The sequence below is a fragment of the Vibrio sp. TRT 21S02 genome (genome assembly GCF_050113675.1).
Taxonomy (GTDB): Bacteria; Pseudomonadota; Gammaproteobacteria; order Enterobacterales; family Vibrionaceae; genus Vibrio.
In genome coordinates this window covers 1-19690 of record NZ_JBNJOI010000029.1, presented here as the reverse complement: position 1 = coordinate 19690, position 19690 = coordinate 1, and the positions used below count along the sequence as shown (strand labels likewise).

Here is a 19690-nt window from a genome sequence, read left to right as displayed (position 1 = left end):
TTCTCTCAAAGCGGAGGTGCATTCTAACGAGATAATTTGAAGAGTCAAACACTTTTTCAAATTTCTTTTCTCAGAAGTTTTTCACCTCTATGACCTTGGCTGAAGCCTTGTGGCGTCTGCCGTGTCAGTGGAAGCGCATTATAGGGAGTTACTTTTTATTGGCAAGTAAAAAAGAGCAATTTATTTCAAAAAAATGGCCGTTCGAACACTATTCGAACAGCCACTATTTTACCCTCAATTTACACTCACTTTTTCCATACGTTACCCACATTTTTCTGTGGATAACTACTCATCATTATCAAAGAAATAGGAAATACGAGAACGAGGGTTTAAATACTCACGAACTTTGTCTGGGAGTTTATGAGGTAATATAGCATTAACTATCTTTATTTCTTTTTCGGCTAAGTCGATGATTGGAGCCTGAGTTCGAGGTACCGATGGATCATAAATCAATACATTAGGGTAGAGAATCGATTTAGAATTTACCGAGATAACTAAACCAACCATATCATTGGAAAGCTGAACAACGGTTCCCGGAGGGTATACCCCCATAAATTTAATCAGGATATTTAGGTTTTCATTGCTATAAAGGTGTTTGCAGTTCTTATATAGATAAGACAGCGCTACATATGGAATTTTTGCATCAGTCGGATTAGAGGGGTGGCAAAGATTGTCGTAAGCATTCGCAACAGAAACAATTTGAGTCAATGGATCAATTTGCTCTTCTTTAAGCCCTTCTGGATACCCAGAGCCATCATTTAGCTCATGATGTTGTGAGATCACTGTCTTTGCTATCTTTGGGAAGCTCTCTATATTATTAGCAATATCCAACCCATATTTGGTATGTAGCTTAAGATAGTTCTTTTCAGGTTCAGTTAGGGGGGTTTGCTTCCTTACTATCGCAGTAGGAACTTTTATTTTACCGATATCATGAAATAAAGAAGCAAACGCTACAGATTTGATCTCATCGGCAGGCAATTTCTTCGCTTGTGCAATCATCATTGCAATCACAGCGACGTTTAATGAATGAAAATAGATATCTTCGAACTCACTTTTGCCATTCATTAAGTGTAATGTCACATTATCATCACTAAGTAACTTATCGACGATACTATTAACCAGTTGTTGCGCTTCTCCAACAGCTTGCTCTGGACGGTTTCTAATTTTATTCATCACTGCGCGCATTTGTGCTAGCGAGCGTTCAAACTCTTTTTCACAGTTAAGGACTCTACGACGGTAAGCACTTAACTTTTCAATTCGTTGTTGTTTTTCTTTCCAGAGTTTTTGTGCCTCAGCATCAATCGCAGTAGTATTTTGAGTTTCATTTTCTGGAGAGTCTTTTACTTCAGAAGGTGGCAAAGGTTGAGTATCACTTTGAGCTGGGTTCATGTAGACGTGCTTAATCCCCAAATGACGGATCATTTGGATCTGCTCTTCGTTTTTTATCTTGAAGCTATTTAATAGAAAGGGGTGCTCATTCCATTTTACTGGCAGTCGAATATGCAACCCTGGCTGGATTCGGTCTACTGTGATCTTAATGCTCGCCACAATTTATCTTCAACTCTCAAAAGTACAAACAACTCATTATATTAAATGAAGGGGAATATAATTTCACCATACGAAAGAATTAGTAACACATTTTATAAAACAATAATCATAGTTAAAGATTTTCTATCTGTTACAACTCACAATGAAGCATCCAACGAATTCCAAACTTATCTTCTACCTTGCCAAAACGAGCCCCCCAAAATGTATCCGCTAGAGGCATCATGATATGCCCTTCTGTCGCAAGGCGGTCAAATAGGCGAGCCTGCTCATCGACGTTATTCATGACGATGGACAGCGCGATGTTATTCCCCGTTAATTCTTTTGCGACCATGCCATCTGACAACATCAGCTTTAAGCCAAATGCTTCGAACTCAGAATGCATGATCCAATCCGGAGAGGCACCTTCTATTTCTTGCGGTGCATCTTTGAAGTATTGCTTGGAAAGGACACATCCTCCAAAACAACTTTGGTAGAAATCTAACGCTTCTTCACAGCGACCTGCAAAGAACAGATAAGGGGTGACTTGATACATTGGCTATCTCCTCAATTGATAAATAAAAGATAGCCAAGAATACGAGAACTTACAGAAGAAATGATAAAAAATTAAGCACTTAAGAAGAAAGTACTCTATCTGCATTACGAGTAATCAATACACCTGAAAACTGCTGGGAAACCAATGATTCTTGCTCTTTAGATAGTGATTCCAATACTTGAACTGCCGCCTTAGCCATTTCACTGATGGGGAAATGAACAGCGGTTACTGAAGGATATAACCCCGCACATAGGTCCACACTATCAAAGCTCACCAAGGATATCTGCTCTGGTACGCGGATACCTTGTTCATGCAAGTATCGCATCGCTCCCATCGTCATTTCTTCACTGCAAGAAAAAACGGCGGTTATGTCTGGATGGCGCTCTAACAATCTGGCCATTGCTTCATAACCACTTTGCTTGCCGTAGTTTCCGGTTTCACACAAAGATTTCCCAAACAACAAGCCGTTAGCATGCATGCAATCTAAGTAACCTAGTCGACGCTGAAAACTGTTGTGCCGTTCAAGTGGGCCATGAATACAACCAATCACTTTGTGTTGTTTATCGATTAGGTGCTGTACAGCAACCTGACTCGCTTGATGATGGTCAAACGTGATGCAGCGCTCTTCAAGCCCCTCAATATGTCTGTCTAACAGAACAAAAGGAGTGGATTGCTTAGCCAAGTCACGTAAATCGTCATCACTTAAATACCGGCTGTGCAACACATAACCATCACAACGAAGATCATGGAAACGCTGAATGGCCGCTTGCTCTCCTTCTGCAGAATGGTGGCCTTGTGCGGTAATTAAAAACTTTTTATGAAGATCTAACTCTGCCTGAACTTGCTCCATCATCTCCCCAAAGAACCCCCCCGTATAATACGTGACTAGCAGGCCTACCATGTTTGTCGAGGAGGTCGCGAGAGAGCGGGCAATAGCGCTTGGGCGATAATTGAGCTCTGCCATCGCTTGTTCAACTTTGCGCTTGGTTTCTTCTCGAAATTTTCCTTCACCATTAATGATCCGCGATACCGTAGAACGGTTCACGCCCGCTAATGCCGCTACATCTTTAATTCTTGCCATAAGGCCACAAATTCCTCGGAGAGTTAACGATAACAAGAGATGAACACTGACAACGCAATAGGCGAAAGGGGGATTTCGATGCCAGTGTTCAAAATCATACACAGCCGATGGATGATTAAGAAGTTAGGCAGGAATAGTCCGTGACCGTGATACCATTCTTAATTAATCCTTCTTTTAACTCATCGCTAGTAAGAATATCTAACTCTAACGCTCGTTGATGGGTATAACTTGATTGTGCAGATAATGCTTCATCCACTTTTGATGGGTGACACATGATTTCAACAACATCATATGTGCTTTTAAACTGGCTAAGGTGTGAAAGCAACCCAGCCATAGAAAGGTTGCTATCGTAGAACCAGTCAGAAAAGTGATAACGCCATACTGAACTGTCCAGTCCAATACCTCGCAACGGTACTTGAAGTTGGTGGGCAATCTCGCGAATTACGGGCAACAACTGAGGGTGTGTATGCGCATGATGATGGCTATCAATATGGCTTAATTGAAAACCCAGTTTTTTGAATTGCGCAATTTGACTCGATACTTCCTGATAAACTTCCTCTAAATCGAAGTCTTGTTTTTGCCAAAATTCTGCCTGTCGTGGAAAAAAACCTTCTTTGCCAATAAGGCTTGATCCGTTTGTTAATGGAGAGCCAGATGTAAACCTTAAATGAATGCCAACCTTTAACTCAGGAAGCTGTGTTGCGATCTTAACCGCGTCTTGCTCTGCTCCCATTCCTACCATCATGGTGGTGGAATTCACCACACCATGAAGATGAGCTTGGGCAATGCCTTCATTGACTCCAGTTGTCAGGCCAAAATCATCGGCGTTAAATATCACTTTCATTACATCTGACTCCTTATCCTCAACTTACGATAACAACCGCGTGTCAAACTGGGGAAGGTAATCTGCGTTTTCGCGAAGAATATCGTTCAAAATAGACTTTGCCCGACCAATATCTGGTACTAACGGATTACTTGCCAGAGCCATAAGTGCTTGATCATAATCACCATGAACTGCCGCCTCGACGGCTAATTGTTCATAAGACTTCACTTGATGAAGCAACCCATTGATCTGAGGCGATAACGTGCCCACGGCTAATGGTTTTGCTCCCCAACTCCCCACAACAGCACTGCACTCAATCACCACATCATCTGGCAACGCTTTAATTGCACCATTGTTTGGCACATTAACCACATGAATTGAGTTTTTGTTGTTGTAAATAGCATCAACCAGATTTAAAGAGGCATCAGAATAATAAGCCCCTCCGCGCTCTTCTAACTGTTGAGGTTTCTCATCTAATTCCACATTTTTATAGAGTTCAAACAATGCTTTTTCAGTTTCCATAACTTGCTCAGCACGCGTTCCTTGTTCTAATGCTGAGGCTTTCTCTTCTTCTAACATGGCATCGGTTTGATAAAAGTATCGATGATAAGGGCATGGAATTGCGCCCAATGCATTTAGAAAATCGGGATCCCATGGTTCTTCAAAGATATTTTTCATGCTGAAATTGGCGCCATCCCCTACCTTTTCCAAGACTTGTGTCGTGATATTTTCCCCTCCCAGCCATGCCTTGGTCACCCATACCAGATGGTTTAGTCCAGCAAACTCTAGCTGCACTTCCTCAGGAGCACATTGCATCATTTCAGCTATCATCATTTGCATCGAGACAGGCACATTACACAAACCGATACTTTTCACTTTGGTGTATTTATTCACGGCTTCCGTCACCAGCCCAGCCGGGTTAGTGAAATTTAACATCCAAGCATTGGGGGCAAGCTCTTCGATATCACGACAAATCTCGAGAATAACCGGAATCGTTCGCAAAGCCTTCGCAAAACCTCCGGGGCCTGTTGTTTCCTGCCCAATCACATCATATTGAAGTGGTATACGCTCATCACTCGCTCGCGCAGCTAACCCACCAACACGAAACTGAGTCATGACAAAGTCAGCCCCTTGAATTGCCTTTCGGCGATCAAAAGACGCTTTAATGATAATGTCAGCACCCACTTTCTCGACCATTCGCTTAGACAATGCTTCAATGATCGCAAGTTTCTCTGCTCCAGCTTCAATATCAACAAAGTGAATTTCTTTTACTGGTAAACGTTCAAGTCGTTTTAATACACCTTCAACCAACTCAGGTGTGTAACTGCTACCACCACCAATAACAGCTAATTTCAATAATTTACTGGTCATATAAGATCACCCCGCAAGTTGCTTGTGTAACGCCACCATCTCTATTGCTAACTCCTGCGCCAAAATAGTAGTCATCAAATGATCTTGAGCGTGGACCATCACCAATGTCATTGGGACCTTTCCTTCTCCCATATCTTGCTCAATTAATTGCGTCTGCACCAAATGTGCTTTATTTAAGCACTCTTTAGCTGACGCTAATTTTTCCTCTGCCTGAGCAAACTGTTTTGCACGCGACAAACGCAACGCTTCAAAGCATAAACTTCGAGCTTCACCAGCATTGCAGATGATCTCCATCACCACGATTTCTTGTTCCATATTCACTCCCATAACGACAACTCAGTATTCAACTACGCTTTTGCTAACTCTGGCTCTGTACCTTTATCTTCTTTTTCAGGTTCTTGATCAGCCATGACTTCTTTTTCAAACATTTTGAAAAATGGCAGATATAAGAAGAGGTCGAGAATGATCAAGGCTACAACCAAGAAGACTGGTGCCAACGTCCACCCACTGCCCCACGACGCGCCAATAATGGCAGGTGTGGTCCACGGGGTTGTCGCGACGCCCATACCCACAAGCCCCATATGAACTGCGAAGTAAGCGATAGTCGCATTGATGATTGGTACACATAGGAATGGGATAAATAAAGTAGGGTTCAATACTAACGGCGTACCGAATATCACCGGTTCATTAATTTGGAAAAGACCGGGGACGATACTCATACGACCAATACTTTTTAAATGCACCGAACGGCTAAATGCCATAAGAATTACCAGCGCAAATGTCGCCCCAGAACCACCAAGGAAAATATAGAAGTCCCAAAATGGCTGAGTAAACACATTCGGAATAGCCTCACCTGCCACAAAAGCATCAATATTGGCACTTAAATTGGTGAGTAAGAATGGAGACATTAAGCCAACAACAATAGCGGCACCATGAATGCCTGCGAACCACAACAATTGACACAGTACAAGTGCACCGATGATGGCCGCCAACGAGTTCGAAGCACTGACGAGAGGTTTAAATGCCTCTAAAATAAGTTCAGGGATCAGCATTCCAAATTGCGCCTGAACAAATACACTGAGTGGATAAAGTGTAAGGAAGACGGCCAATACTGGTAGTAACACTTCAAATGAACGCGCAATTGCTGGCGGAACCTGTTCTGGCATACGAATGGTAATGTTGTGTTTTTTCATAAATCGATACAGCTCAACGGCAAAGAATCCACAAATTACCCCAGTAAAAACACCGGTTCCCCCCAAATGTGCCGTTGGTAAGCCCCCTTCACTCACAGGGGATGCCACCAATAAGTAACTCATTAAAGCGAGGGCAGCACTGGTGATTCCATCCATTTTGTAGGTTTTTGCTAAGCTATAAGCGACACCGAGTGAAACGAAAATAGTCATGATGCCCATCGACATGTTAAATGGCATCATAATGATGTCGAAATGGGTAGAGGCAAAATCTAACCATGCCCGACCAAAACTATTCTGTGTCTCATCTGAAAAAGGCGGAAAGGCAAAAATAAGAATAAAGCTACCAACAATAATAAATGGCATGGCAACGATAAAACCATCTCGCATCGCTCTTACATGTGGTTGGTTTCCAACTTTTGTTGCTAATGGCGCAATATGTTTTTCAACAAAATTAATTATCGCATCATAAAGCTTCATGGATAATTCCTTATATTTAGATAAATAAAGTCCCATCCCCAATATTTAAATATTGGGGTTTATTACCTATTAAATGAAAATGGAGTTTATTAAATTAAGTTCAGCGCTTGCTCTAGCACTTTATCGCCTTTCATCATTCCATAATCTTGAGGAGAGATGGCCGCAATATTCTTCCCATGTTCGTCAGCAGTCTTCTTCAACTCTTCCAGTTGAAAGCGAACCTGAGGTCCCAACAAACAAACATCATACTCGCTAATAGCTTCATTAAACTGACTCACAGACAATGCATCTATTTTGCATTCTATCCCTTGAATGCTCGCGGCCTGCTCCATTTTTTGCACTAGCATGCTCGTTGACATGCCTGCGCTACAACACAGTAAAATCTTTTTCATGGTCTACTCCAGTGATTAAATATCAACCTAGCATCACTGTAGCAAATATAACCAACGCACAAAAGCGCAACCGGTTGCTTTGTGCGTGAACAAGTTCTCAATTTGATCAAAATGATCCTGAAAATTTTTCGCGATTTATGTTATTTAATTAGAAAGTACCAATCTCATTTTTATTGATTTAGATTGAAATGAAATTTAATTAAACCCAATAAATTAGAGAGTCTAATTGAATTAATTTAAGTCAGTATTTAAAGTGAAAAATAATTTGAAATCATTTTTATGAAGAAAGCAAAAAGGAAGTCGAACGCAAGTATATTGATTTATAAAAATGCTTTCCTCTTTATCCATTATCATATGACAACAATGTGGAAACCATACCTGAGAATGAGTAAGTGCCAGATACAACAAAGCCCCGACTTTCGTCGAGGCTTTGTTGTTTAAATATGGTACCGGTGGGCGGACTTGAACCGCCACGCCCGAAGGCAACGGATTTTGAATCCGTCGTGTATACCAATTTCACCACACCGGCATCTTTGGGCTGTTGCCCTTTGATGATTGGCATTATACGTAAGAAGCGACGGCGTGCAACCATAAAAGCTTTAAAAGCCAATTGTTTGCTGATAATTTCGCCACAAATTGAGACACTGTGCGTTAGCTCTCTTTTCAGAACTGGATCCAGCCTATATCCTGACGCTCATCTTGATTTAGGTAAGCAGTTTTATGTCTAATACTCACTCACTTCCACCAGCAGGCTTATTTCGTCGTTTAGGGGCTCTTTTCTATGATGGCCTGATCATTATCGCCATTGAAATGATGGCCGCAGGGCTGGTTATTGCTCTGTTGCATGCACTTATCGCTATGGGCTTATTCACTGCCGCACCTTATGAAGATGTCAGTGACTTCTTAACTAACCATCCAATATGGAGCCCAATCTATACTTTCTACCTAGCCGCCGTTTGGATTTATTTCTTTGTTTTTTTCTGGACTCGAGCTGGCCAAACATTAGGAATGCGAGCTTGGAAGCTTCAGATACGAAATGTCGATGGCACCCCAATAAGTGTTACTCAAGCTATGATTCGCATTGCAACATCAGGGTTTGGCTTGGCCAACTTAACCGTACCTTTTGATCCTCAAAAACGGGGATTTCATGACATATGGGCAAAAACTCAGGTCGTGGTTTTACCTAAGGCGCAATAAAAAAGGAAGGCTAAGCCTTCCTTTTTTATTAACCGTTAGAAACTCAGTCTACACGCAGCTCTTTTAGCATTGACTCCGGCAGTGCCAGCTCGTCATTTTTATTCACTAAAATGCCGGCATCAATAATGGCCGTTGCAATCGCTTTCGCTTCTTCTAATGAGTGCATTGCTGCTGTACCGCACTGATACTCATTCAATTCAGGGATCTTGTTCTGAGTTTCAACTTTCAGTACGTCTTGCATTGCCGCAAGCCACGCTTCAGCAACCTTTTGCTCTGAAGGCGTACCAATCAAACTCATGTAGAACCCAGTACGACACCCCATAGGCGAAATATCGATGATCTCTACTGAGTCCCCATTTAAGTGATTACGCATAAAGCCAGCATAAAGGTGCTCAAGCGTATGAATGCCTTTTTCAGAAAGGATGTCTTTATTTGGCTGAGTAAAACGTAAATCAAATACCGTTATGGTATCGCCTTTTGGCGTGGTCATGGTCTTTGCTACACGAACTGCGGGTGCATTCATTCGTGTGTGGTCAACGGTAAAACTATCAAGTAATGGCATTATCCTTCTCCTACTGATTAAAAGAACCAGCTTCTGTTATCTTCCAATTCTTGTTGGCATTGCTTCAACTGCCAACCATAATCTTTTGCCTGCTGCTCAACTTTGCGCGCTACTCGCAATAGTGATGGTTTCGAGTTGTACGTTTTGCGCTTAAAGCCACCTCTTCCTTCATGATAGGCGAGGTATTGATTGTATGGGTCCCACTTTGAAACCCCAAGTTGCCTCTGAGTTTCACTGGTATACCAACCGACAAACATGATGGAATCATCAAAACTTGTTCGTGAACCACCATGTCGTGTCGCTTTTTGGAAATCTTCCCAAGCAGGGTCTTGTGCTTGTGCATAACCATACGCACTGCTGACTCGCCCCCACGGGATAAAGCCCAGTAGATAATCTCTAGGAGGACGAGCGTCATGCTTAAAGCTGCTTTCTTGCTTTATGAAAGCCATTGCTACATGAATAGGTGTCCCCCACTCTTTTTTCATGTCTAGTGCATCGTCATACCATCCCGGCTTTTCACGGAATATCTCACAAATATTAGACTGCTTTTTAGGGGGGGCTGTCGCACATCCCGCTAAGATGGCGACACCAAATAGTACTGAAAGGGTTTGGGCAGCTTTCACGCAGTGGTTACTCTTTTAAATAAGCGAAGTAGTCTTGTAAAAACTCATCAAAGCCTTGTGTATCTGCTTGTTCAACCGCTTGTTGTGCAGTAACAGAGCGTTCAACTTCTTGTTCCATTTCAGCTTGAGAGTAAGTTTTGTATTGGTGAGCGAGATGCTTCTGACGATACTCTTTGCCAAACGCACACCCCACTTTACCTAAACCGCCTAGCTTTTTAGTGTCTTCAAGAAGTTGCCCTGAAATCGTCAGCTCAGGGTTATCAATCCACTCTAACAATTTATAGCAAACACTCTGGTAAGCCGAACCGCCATTCGCCTTATCCATTTGCTCAGCAACTTGCGTCAACTCAACAAATACGCGTTTTGCCCATGCTTGAAGTGTGAGAACTTCGCCTTTACAACCAATCTGAAGTTCAAGGCCGGGCTTACGTCCTTCAACAATGACTTTATTCCAGTTTTGTCGCCAACACTCAAGTTCACAATCGTCCATTGGCTCTGAGTCTGACAAAGCGGCCCATGTTAAAAATAGATCTAAGAAGCGAATTTGTTCATCACTGATGCCCACAGCACTATATGGGTTCACATCAAGAGAACGAACCTCTATGTATTCAACGCCACCTCTTGCGAGCGCATCTGAAGGCTTCTCACCACTCTTGGCTACGCGTTTAGGACGAATAGGCGCATAAAGTTCATTTTCAATCTGCAAGACATTGCTATTCAGTTGACGATATTCACCGTCAACTTTCACACCAATTTCAGCAAACTCTTCGGATGGTGTGCGGATGGCTTTATTGAGCCCATCCAAATACTGTTCAAGGCTATTGAAACCAATCTTCAAAACACTTTGTGCACTATTGGTGTAACCAAGGTCGCTCAATCTTAAAGCCGTGGCTTTTGGCAGGTAGAGTGTTTTTCCAACACTTTCAAAAGGCAGTTTTGTATCTCGACCTTGGATAAAGGAAGAGCAAAGTGCTGGAGAAGCACCAAAGAAATACGGGATCAACCAACCAAAACGGTAGTAATTGCGGATCAATGCGAAGTATGCCGTCGATTTGGCTTCTGCCCGTTCAGCTTCGCCTTGCTCTCCTAATAAGCCATCCCAAAAGCTTTCAGGAAAAGAGAAGTTAAAGTGCACCCCGGAAATGATTTGCATCAAGCTACCGTAGCGGCGTTTAAGCCCTTCACGATACAAGGTTTTCATTCGACCTGAGTTGGAGCTTCCATATTGCGCTAGATTGATTTCGTCTTCACTTCCAACAAAACAAGGCATAGAAAGAGGCCACATTTTTTCTTCACCCAATTTGGTTTGAGTAAAATGGTGGATGTCCTCTAACTGTGAAAGAAGTTCATCAATGTCGTTTGATACTGGCGTAATAAACTCCAGCAGCGATTCAGAAAAATCCGTTGTAATCCATTGATTTGAATACGCCGAACCTAGCTCCTTAGGGTGCGGTGTTTGTGCTAGGTAGCCATCTTGGTGATAGCGCAATGTTTCACGCTCAACACCACGGCCAAACTGTTTGAATATTTCCGGATTACGTGCAACTCGCTCAAGTCGCGCAGCAAAATCAGTCAAAATGCGGTCGCCTATATCTGGGGTAAGAAGCAACGCGCTTCTTACTGGCTTATAATCGCAGAAGGTGAACAAGCACCTTCTGCTTTTGCTCTAATTTATGTGTACTCTAACGGATGATTTCAAGCTCTTCTACGGGAATCTGCAACTTTTCTAATTGCGGCTTTAACGTTTTCGCATCCCCTACCACAATAATTTGGTAGTCATTGGGGTTAAACCATTTCTTAGCTAATACATTTAGAGTGTTTCGACTCACCGTGTCTACAATCTCATTACGCTGCTTAAGATAATCTTCATCCAAGTTATAGGTCAGGATAGAACTTAACAATAGAGCCTTTTGCGAAGGTGTTTCATACTTAAGCGCATCTTGTTGACCGACAGCAAGGCGTAAAAATTTCATCTCTTCGTCATTCATACCCGATTGGCTATATGCTTCAAGTTCTTTACGCATCTCTTTAATTGATGGAATGGTTGCATCGGCTCTCACCTGGGCATTAAACACAATGGCACCAACTTCTCGGTTTGCCGCCAGATAACCACTGGCCCCATAGGTGTAGCCTTTATCCTCACGTAGATTTTGGTTTAAGCGGCTGTTGAAGTTCCCAGCTAAATTAAAATTCGCAAGTTGGCTAAGGTAAGTCTCTCCGATTGCATCAAAAGGTAAACCTTGACGTACCATTCGAACGACACTCTGTGGTGCATTGGGTTTATCGACTAAAAAGATCGTCTGCCCTTGCAACGGTTTAACAATTTGAGGGCGAAGCAATGGAGCAGCTTCTCCTTTCCAGTTATCAATAAACGCCAGCTGCTTTTTAATATCACTCTTGGAGATATCTCCAACAACTACAATCTGCGCCCCCTGCGGAGTATAGTGCTGTTGATAAAAAGCTTTCACATCCGCTAAAGTGAGCCCTTGGATTGACGCCATAGAACCATCACTCGAGCGAGCAAAAACGGCATCACCAAATAAGACTTCACGTGTTGCCTGCGATGCCATCCAAGTTGGTTTTTGATGCTGATAGACAACGCCTTCCAACATCTGCTTTTTCACGCGATCAAAATCAGCTTGGTTAAAGGCAGGATTAAACAACACTTCTTCCACGATATCTAAAGTCGGTTTCAGGTTTTTCTCTAACGTCGATACTGAGATACTTGTGGTATAGCTTCCTGCATTCACAGAAACAGAACTGCCTAATTTGTCTAATTCAGCGGTCAACTGCTCGAGGCTATGTTTTGTCGTTCCTTCTTGCATCAGAGAAGCGGTTAAATTAGCGAGCCCCTCTTTGCCTTTCGCGACATAGCGCTCACCTGCGGGGAAACGGATCTCTAGCTGAACAGTCGGCGTTTCATTTGAAACCGTACCTAGTAATTCAGCACCGTTATCAAAATAAATGTTATAGAGCTTGGGCATATGAGCCTTAACGCCGTCAGCCACCTCTGGCATGACAGAGCGATCAAAGTCATCGTCTGCTCGTCGATAGGCAAGCTGATCATCACTGATCTTTTGGTACTGAGGTAAGTCGCGGGGCAGCGTGACATAATCCGCTGGCTTCACGGCATAATCTTTCTTGCCTTTCGGGACCACACTTAATGTGACTTTAGGGTGACCGTTCACATATTGCTCATACGCTTGCATTACCGATTCAGGCGTCACTGCTCGGATCTGCTCAAGCTGCGTTTGAAGGCGATCAGGTTGATCAAAGAACGTCTGATTCGAAGCTAATTGACTAACTTTGCCGCGGACACTTTGCAAAGCAAATACGGCATTGGCTTCGGCGCTACCCGTGATCTGCTCAAGGCGTTCTTTATCTACCCCTGTTTTTTCGAAGTCATTCAGCGTTTGCATCAGCTCTTGATACAAAGGCGCAAGTTTGCCTTTTTCTCCTGATGGCCCCATGGCATAAACGTAGAAAGTACAAGAGAGTTCAGCACAATCTTGAAATGCACCTGCGTCCACCGCTTTCTGTGTTTTCACCAGTTTTTGATAAAGCAGGCTGTTTGCCCCATTACCCAGCACATTGGCTAATGCGTTCAGTGTCGCTTGGCTGTCATGGCCGTTATACTTCGTCGGCCACCCCAGCAGCACCATCGGCTGCTGAATTCGATCTTCTAGCGTCACATATCGATCTTGTTTCAATGTCGTTGGTTGTTTTGGCGCTTTCTCTACTTTTGGCCCTTCAGGAATAGAACCAAAGTATTTATTGATCCACTCTAAGGTTTGATCAACATCGATATTACCGCCAATAGTCAGCACAGCATTGTTGGGCCCGTACCAACGGAGGAAGAACGCTTTTAGGTCATTAACATCGACACGATCAAGATCTTCTACATAACCAATCGTCTGCCATGAATAAGGATGACCTTCAGGATACAGCGCCTCTCCCATCTTTTCCCACATCAACCCATACGGGCGATTATCATAATTTTGAGCACGCTCATTCTTGACCGTATCACGTTGTATTTCGAATTTTTTCTGCGATACCGCATCGAGCAAAAAGCCCATCCGATCGGATTCGAGCCATAACATTTTTTCTAATTGGTTTGAGGGCACGGTTTCAAAATAATTGGTACGATCACGATTCGTTGTGCCATTTAACGTCCCTCCCGCTTCAGTGATGAGTCGAAAATGTTCTTGGTCACCCACGTTCTCACTGCCTTGGAACATCATATGCTCGAAGAAATGAGCAAAGCCTGACTTGCCAATTTCTTCGCGGGCAGAGCCCACGTGATAGGTCACATCTACATGCACTAAAGGATCAGAGTTATCCGGAGACAAAATCACCGTTAAGCCATTATCTAAACGATACTTTGAATAAGGAATGGAGGCTTTACCAGGTAGGGCTTTTACATCCTCAATTAAAGTGACACCATCCGGTAGGGAGGAAAAAAAAGGCACCGATGGTGTTGAAGTGGCGGAGCAACCATATAGGGCGAAAACAGAAAACGCACCTAACCAGATGTATCTCATGACATCTCCTTAGAAAAAACCAAAAAACATTGCTGCAAGCAAACTATAGCGGAAGGCTTTGCCTACCAAAACGAAAAGTAAACAGGGCCAGAAACGCATTCGAAGCCATCCCGCCGCTAGGCATAGTGGGTCACCAATAATGGGTAACCAACTGAAAAACAACGTCCAGTAACCATACTGACTTAACCATTGCATTGCTTTATGACCGTGTTTTTCATCTTGAGTTCGATTTGGCAACCAAAGTCCTAACCAATAGTTGGTCATCCCTCCTAAGGTATTGCCCAAAGTTGCCATCAAGATAATATCGAGTGTGCTGTATTGATTAAGATTGAGCGTCGCAATCAGTCCGGCCTCAGAACCACCCGGTAATAAGGTAGCGCTGAGAAAGCCAGTCAAAAATAAGACCCAGAGAGCTGAGTCAGAAAACCATAGAGCAACGGTTTGGAAGGCGGCATTAAATGCCTCTAACATTGCATATCAAGCAAGATCTTGCCTCGCGTATGCCCTGTTTCTATTTGCTGGTGAGCGAGTGAAACATCTTTCATTGGATAAACCTGTTGGATTTCCGCTTTTAAGATCCCCACGCTCACCATATAAAGCATGGTATCTAGTTGCTCAGGACTTGGATCAACGAGCATGCCTGTCGCTTCAAAACCCAGTAGCTTTGCTTTTTCACAAATCAATTCTGCAGTTAACGTCGGAACGGTGACAACTCTTGCGTTATCTTTAAGACATTTCAAGGCATCTAATGCGGCATCCCCCCCAACTAGATCAATTAGCACATCCGCATCTTCTACACGCTCCGACACAGGGGCAAATTGATAGTTAACAGCATGAGCACCTAAGGTTGCCATGTAGTCTAAATTGCTTTCACTACACGTTGTAAAGACTTCTGCTTTTGCAGCAACGGCAACTTGAACGGCAATGTGTCCAACACCACCAGCACCTGCTAAGATAAGCACTCGTTCACCTTCTTTAACTGCAGCCTTATCCAGAGCCTGTACAGCAGTTTGTCCAGCGAGCGGTAATACCGCTGCGGCCTCAAGCGTGACGGAATCAGGGACAAGGCTCAGTTCAGCTTCTGCGACACAAACATATTGACTATACCCACCCCCTTGCAGTGGAAAGCCGACAAAGCCAGCGACACATTCACCCACTTGAAACTTCGCCACATTCTCACCTGTTGCGATCACTTCCCCCGCAATATCATAGCCAGGGACCCATGGAAGCTTATCTTTATTTTGTGACGCGGCCCAACCTAAGCCAGCTCGTGTTTTTACATCAATAGGATTAACGCCTGAAAAAGCAACTTTCACCAATACTTCACCAGCTTTAGGCTCGGGGATTGGGGAAGACTGAATAGCCAAAACATCAGCATTGCCAAACTGTGTTATTGCGATTTGTTTGTTTTCCATTATGAGTATTTCCCTGTTCATGTAAAAAGGGATGCATGAAGCATCCCTTTGAATATATACCATTTCTTGGTTTAAAGTTAATTACTTGTTCGCAGATTAACCAACCAAAGCAAGCAAAATACCTGCCGCGACTGCCGACCCTAATACCCCGGCAACGTTTGGCCCCATCGCATGCATCAATAAGAAGTTTTGAGGGTTTGCTTCAAGGCCAACTTTGTTGACCACACGAGCTGCCATTGGTACTGCAGACACTCCTGCTGCACCAATCAGTGGGTTAATGTCTTCTTTAGAAAACTTATTAAGCAACTTGGCCATCAATACACCGCCAGCAGTACCAATACTAAAGGCAACAGCTCCGAGGGCCAAAATACCAAGAGTTTCTATGTTCAAGAATTCTGCTGCTTGCAGTTTTGAACCAACACTCAAGCCAAGGAAAATCGTGACGATATTAATCAGCTCATTTTGGGCCGTCTTTGAAAGGCGATCAACAACACCAGCTTCTCGCATTAAGTTGCCAAGGCAGAACATACCAACGAGCGGCGTAGCCGATGGTAGGAAAAGAATAGCCATCATTAGTACTGCGAGAGGAAAGAGCACTTTTTCCATTTTCCCTACATGGCGCAATTGAGCCATTTGGATCTTACGCTCTTCAGGAGAGGTCAGCGCTTTCATGATTGGTGGCTGGATAATTGGCACAAGAGCCATATAACTATACGCCGCAACTGCAATCGCACCCAATAAGTCCGGCGAAAGCTTGCTTGCTAAGAAAATAGCTGTCGGTCCATCTGCACCACCAATGATCGCAATCGATGCAGCGTCGGGCATACTAAATTCCATACCAGGAATGTAGTTCAACAGAATGGCACCAAACAGGGTAGCAAAAATACCAAATTGCGCTGCAGCACCTAACCATAAGGTTTTAGGGTTCGCGATGAGAGCACCAAAGTCTGTCATCGCCCCAACTCCTAGAAAGATCAGAAGTGGCGCTACACCAGAAGCAACGGCAACGTTATAAAACGTGTATAACGTACCATCCGTGAACTTGGCACTGTGAGCAAGTTGCTCTAGCAATACAAGCTGCTCCTGCTCGGCAGCCTTATAAGCAACTCTGAGTACGTCGGCAGATATATCAGAAGCACCAAGGATCGAAGCAAACTCTGTCAGTAGCTTAACGTCACCAGAATAGATAGCGTTAAGTACTGCACTGTTCGCAAGCCCGACCACTGGGATATTTGCCAAAATAGCCCCGAAACCAATAGGCAGTAGTAATAAGGGTTCAAAGCCTTTACGAATCGCAAGGAACAATAGTACACAACCAACGAAGATCATACACAGTTGACCAAGCTCAAAGTTGGCAAGACCAGTCTCCGACCATAGAGTTAATAATCCGTCCATGCTACTCCCTTATGCCAAGCTCAGAAGTGGCGAACCGACTGTGACAGAATCCCCTTCTTTCACATGAAGATCCTGAACAATACCACCACGCGCCGCGCGAACTTCTGTCTCCATCTTCATCGCTTCAAGAATCAGTAGGACATCCCCTTCAGCAACTTCCACACCACTCGCTACATTGACCTTAAAGATATTGCCAGCAAGAGGAGCCGGTACAGTTTCACTGTTACCACTTGGAGCAGGCGCTGGTACTTGTTCTGTGGATTTTGTTGCAGGGGAAACAGACGTTAACTGTCCTTGAGGTCCCACTTCAACATCATAAACCTGCCCATCTACTTTAACGCTGTAGGTTTCAATTCCGCCCTCAGCAACCTGGACGGCAGGAGCTACAGGTTCTTCCTTGCCTGGTGCAGGTTCAAACGCCTCTGGGTTATGGCGATTTTTCAGGAATTTAAGCCCTACTTGAGGGAACAAAGCGTAAGTTAGAACATCATCAACCGTTTCTTCAGCCAAAGAAATGCTTTCCGCTTTTGCTTTTTCAAGCAGCTCGGTGGTTAGGTTATCTAATTCATCTTGCAAAAGATCAGCCGGACGACAAGTGATGGCTTCCCCACCATCAAGAACTTTCGCTTGTAGTTCTGCATTAACTTCTGCAGGCGCAGCGCCATACTCACCTTTCAATACGCCAGCGGTTTCTTTGGTAATACTCTTATAGCGCTCACCGGTCAGTACATTGATCACTGCTTGAGTACCAACAATTTGTGACGTGGGTGTCACGAGAGGAATATAACCAAGATCTTTGCGGACGCGAGGGATCTCTTCCAGCACTTCATCAAGACGGTCGGCGGCACCTTGCTCTTTTAGCTGCCCTTCCATATTTGTCAGCATACCACCGGGAACTTGAGCAATAAGAATACGCGAATCGACACCTTTCAGTTGCCCTTCAAATTTCGCGTACTTTTTACGAACTTCACGGAAATAAGCAGCAATTGGTTCTAATTGATCCAATTTAAGGTTGGTGTCTCGCTCTGTACCCTGCAACATAGCGACTACCGTTTCGGTTGGTGTGTGCCCGTAAGTACAACTCATCGAAGAAATAGCCGTATCAAGGATATCAATTCCAGCTTCCACAGCTTTGACTGCCGTCGCTGTCGACAATCCAGTTGTCGCGTGACAGTGAAGTGCAAGCGGAACATCACATGATGCCTTAATACGAGTGATCAGCTCTTCTGCTTCATAAGGTTTAAGCAGCCCTGACATGTCTTTAATACATAATGAGTGACAACCAAGATCTTCAAGACGCTTTGCTAAATCAACCCAAGTATCAGCGTTATGAACCGGGCTCGTTGTATATGACAGCGTCCCTTGAGCATGTGCACCGACGTCAACGGCAGCTTTCACTGCTTTTTGGAAGTTACGAACGTCATTCATTGCATCAAAAATACGGAATACGTCCATACCATTCGCATGCGCACGCTCAACAAACTTTTCGACAACATCATCAGCATAGTGACGATATCCAAGTAAGTTTTGGCCACGCAGCAGCATTTGCATTGGAGTATTTGGCATCGCTTTTTTAAGCTCACGCAAACGCTCCCAAGGGTCTTCTCCCAAGAATCGAATACAGGCATCAAACGTCGCGCCGCCCCAGGTTTCTAGCGACCAATAACCGACCTTATCTAACTCTGCAGCGATCGGTAACATATCTTCAATTCGCATACGAGTGGCAAACAGTGATTGATGGGCATCACGAAGGACCACATCCGTTAAAGCTAGTGGTTTAGACATGCTCATTAACTCCTTTTAATCCTTTTTCAAATGCTATTTAGCGGTAGAGGTACGATATTGATGCACCGCTGCGGAAATAGCCGCAACTACCTTCGGGCTAACAGCAGAAGATTTAGTTTGAACTTTGTTATTGTGATTTGGGGCAACGATCGGTTCTGGTACTTCTTCTGGTACCAGCTTCGACATCAACCGAACGAGATAGACGAGAATAGTTAGGAAAATAAACACAACAGCCATTCCGGTGAACATCATGGCGGCTGCATCTACTAGCAGGCTTCCAATATTTTCCATTTTTGCTTCCTTTCTTTGTCATCCTGACAACACCCTAGTAAGGGAACCACTGTGTACAGGAATTCAGCAGATTGATCCCGACAAGTGGTCTAGGATTATCTCGATTGGTTAAACTTTGTCAATTTTGTTTAAAGCAGTCTTGATAAAATTGCACACTTTTAAGGAAATATTCGTCACACAAATCACATAACTCTGAAATATGAATGATTTTAAGTACAAATAACTGAGTGTTTTTCGACGTTAGTCTAACTATGAAGGGATTGTTGCGAGAGGCTTAATATTTCTTAGAATTTACTTTATTAAACAATGAATTGTAATTTCAAAGTAAACAAAATGATAAATAGATGTTAATAAAAAAGCCTCGCAAAATTGCGAGGCTTTATATAGATGGCGCGCTCGGGAGGATTCGAACCTCCGACCGCCTGGTTCGTAGCCAGGTACTCTATCCAGCTGAGCTACGAGCG

18 protein-coding genes and 1 tRNA gene are annotated in these 19690 nt (G+C 43.6%); 1 reads left to right on the top strand and 18 read right to left on the bottom strand.

Annotated features, from left to right (window positions below):
- Positions 1 to 285 precede the first annotated feature (285 nt).
- From ACQEXU_RS20865 to ACQEXU_RS20825, 9 genes are all read right to left on the bottom strand, one after another.
- A complete protein-coding gene (locus ACQEXU_RS20865) occupies positions 286 to 1548 on the bottom strand; it encodes an HD-GYP domain-containing protein (protein WP_367988140.1) in 1263 nt (420 codons plus the stop codon).
- A gap of 130 nt (positions 1549 to 1678) precedes the next feature.
- A complete protein-coding gene (locus tag ACQEXU_RS20860; protein WP_367988139.1) occupies positions 1679 to 2080 on the bottom strand; it encodes a VOC family protein in 402 nt (133 codons plus the stop codon).
- A 79-nt stretch (positions 2081 to 2159) separates the two neighbouring features.
- Entirely contained in the window at positions 2160 to 3161 is a 1002-nt protein-coding gene (locus ACQEXU_RS20855; protein ID WP_427012166.1) for a LacI family DNA-binding transcriptional regulator, read from the bottom strand.
- A gap of 115 nt (positions 3162 to 3276) precedes the next feature.
- The gene (chbG, locus tag ACQEXU_RS20850; protein WP_427012165.1) at positions 3277 to 4005 is read right to left on the bottom strand and encodes a chitin disaccharide deacetylase; all 729 of its coding nucleotides are present in this window, start codon (positions 4003 to 4005) and stop codon (positions 3277 to 3279) included.
- A gap of 24 nt (positions 4006 to 4029) precedes the next feature.
- On the bottom strand, positions 4030 to 5355 hold the full coding sequence (locus ACQEXU_RS20845; protein ID WP_427012164.1) for a 6-phospho-beta-glucosidase: 1326 nt from the start codon (positions 5353 to 5355) through the stop codon (positions 4030 to 4032).
- Positions 5356 to 5361: 6 nt separating this feature from the next.
- Entirely contained in the window at positions 5362 to 5670 is a 309-nt protein-coding gene (locus tag ACQEXU_RS20840; protein WP_427012163.1) for a PTS lactose/cellobiose transporter subunit IIA, read from the bottom strand.
- A gap of 32 nt (positions 5671 to 5702) precedes the next feature.
- A complete protein-coding gene (locus ACQEXU_RS20835) occupies positions 5703 to 7025 on the bottom strand; it encodes a PTS sugar transporter subunit IIC (RefSeq protein ID WP_427012162.1) in 1323 nt (440 codons plus the stop codon).
- Between the two features lie 89 nt (positions 7026 to 7114).
- Positions 7115 to 7417, bottom strand: a complete 303-nt coding sequence (locus ACQEXU_RS20830; protein WP_427012161.1) for a PTS sugar transporter subunit IIB — start codon at positions 7415 to 7417, stop codon at positions 7115 to 7117.
- 444 nt (positions 7418 to 7861) lie between these two features.
- Positions 7862 to 7946 (bottom strand) — tRNA-Leu (locus tag ACQEXU_RS20825).
- 191 nt (positions 7947 to 8137) lie between these two features.
- Between ACQEXU_RS20825 and ACQEXU_RS20820 the strand changes: the two genes are divergently transcribed.
- Positions 8138 to 8614: an RDD family protein gene (locus ACQEXU_RS20820; RefSeq protein WP_367988132.1), complete on the top strand. Its 477-nt coding sequence runs from the start codon at positions 8138 to 8140 to the stop codon at positions 8612 to 8614.
- A 43-nt stretch (positions 8615 to 8657) separates the two neighbouring features.
- Here ACQEXU_RS20820 and luxS read toward each other — a convergent pair whose 3' ends face one another.
- The 9 genes from luxS to ACQEXU_RS20775 form a co-directional block, all read right to left on the bottom strand.
- Positions 8658 to 9176: an S-ribosylhomocysteine lyase gene (gene luxS / locus ACQEXU_RS20815; protein ID WP_427012160.1), complete on the bottom strand. Its 519-nt coding sequence runs from the start codon at positions 9174 to 9176 to the stop codon at positions 8658 to 8660.
- 17 nt (positions 9177 to 9193) lie between these two features.
- Positions 9194 to 9799, bottom strand: a complete 606-nt coding sequence (locus tag ACQEXU_RS20810) for a hypothetical protein (RefSeq protein ID WP_367988130.1) — start codon at positions 9797 to 9799, stop codon at positions 9194 to 9196.
- 7 nt (positions 9800 to 9806) lie between these two features.
- A complete protein-coding gene (gene gshA / locus ACQEXU_RS20805) occupies positions 9807 to 11375 on the bottom strand; it encodes a glutamate--cysteine ligase (protein ID WP_427012167.1) in 1569 nt (522 codons plus the stop codon).
- Positions 11376 to 11481: 106 nt separating this feature from the next.
- Positions 11482 to 14340, bottom strand: a complete 2859-nt coding sequence (locus ACQEXU_RS20800) for a M16 family metallopeptidase (protein ID WP_427012159.1) — start codon at positions 14338 to 14340, stop codon at positions 11482 to 11484.
- A 9-nt stretch (positions 14341 to 14349) separates the two neighbouring features.
- On the bottom strand, positions 14350 to 14811 hold the full coding sequence (locus ACQEXU_RS20795; RefSeq protein WP_367988127.1) for a YqaA family protein: 462 nt from the start codon (positions 14809 to 14811) through the stop codon (positions 14350 to 14352).
- Positions 14805 to 15755: an NADP-dependent oxidoreductase gene (locus tag ACQEXU_RS20790; protein WP_427012158.1), complete on the bottom strand. Its 951-nt coding sequence runs from the start codon at positions 15753 to 15755 to the stop codon at positions 14805 to 14807. Before ACQEXU_RS20790 ends, ACQEXU_RS20795 begins: the two co-directional genes overlap by 7 nt.
- 96 nt (positions 15756 to 15851) lie before the next feature.
- Positions 15852 to 17150 (bottom strand): sodium ion-translocating decarboxylase subunit beta, encoded by a 1299-nt coding sequence (locus ACQEXU_RS20785; protein ID WP_367988125.1) that lies wholly within the window; start codon positions 17148 to 17150, stop codon positions 15852 to 15854.
- A 9-nt stretch (positions 17151 to 17159) separates the two neighbouring features.
- Positions 17160 to 18935: a sodium-extruding oxaloacetate decarboxylase subunit alpha gene (gene oadA, locus ACQEXU_RS20780; protein ID WP_427012157.1), complete on the bottom strand. Its 1776-nt coding sequence runs from the start codon at positions 18933 to 18935 to the stop codon at positions 17160 to 17162.
- A 33-nt stretch (positions 18936 to 18968) separates the two neighbouring features.
- Positions 18969 to 19226: an oxaloacetate decarboxylase subunit gamma gene (locus ACQEXU_RS20775; RefSeq protein ID WP_427012156.1), complete on the bottom strand. Its 258-nt coding sequence runs from the start codon at positions 19224 to 19226 to the stop codon at positions 18969 to 18971.
- Between the last annotated feature and the right edge of the window lie 464 nt (positions 19227 to 19690).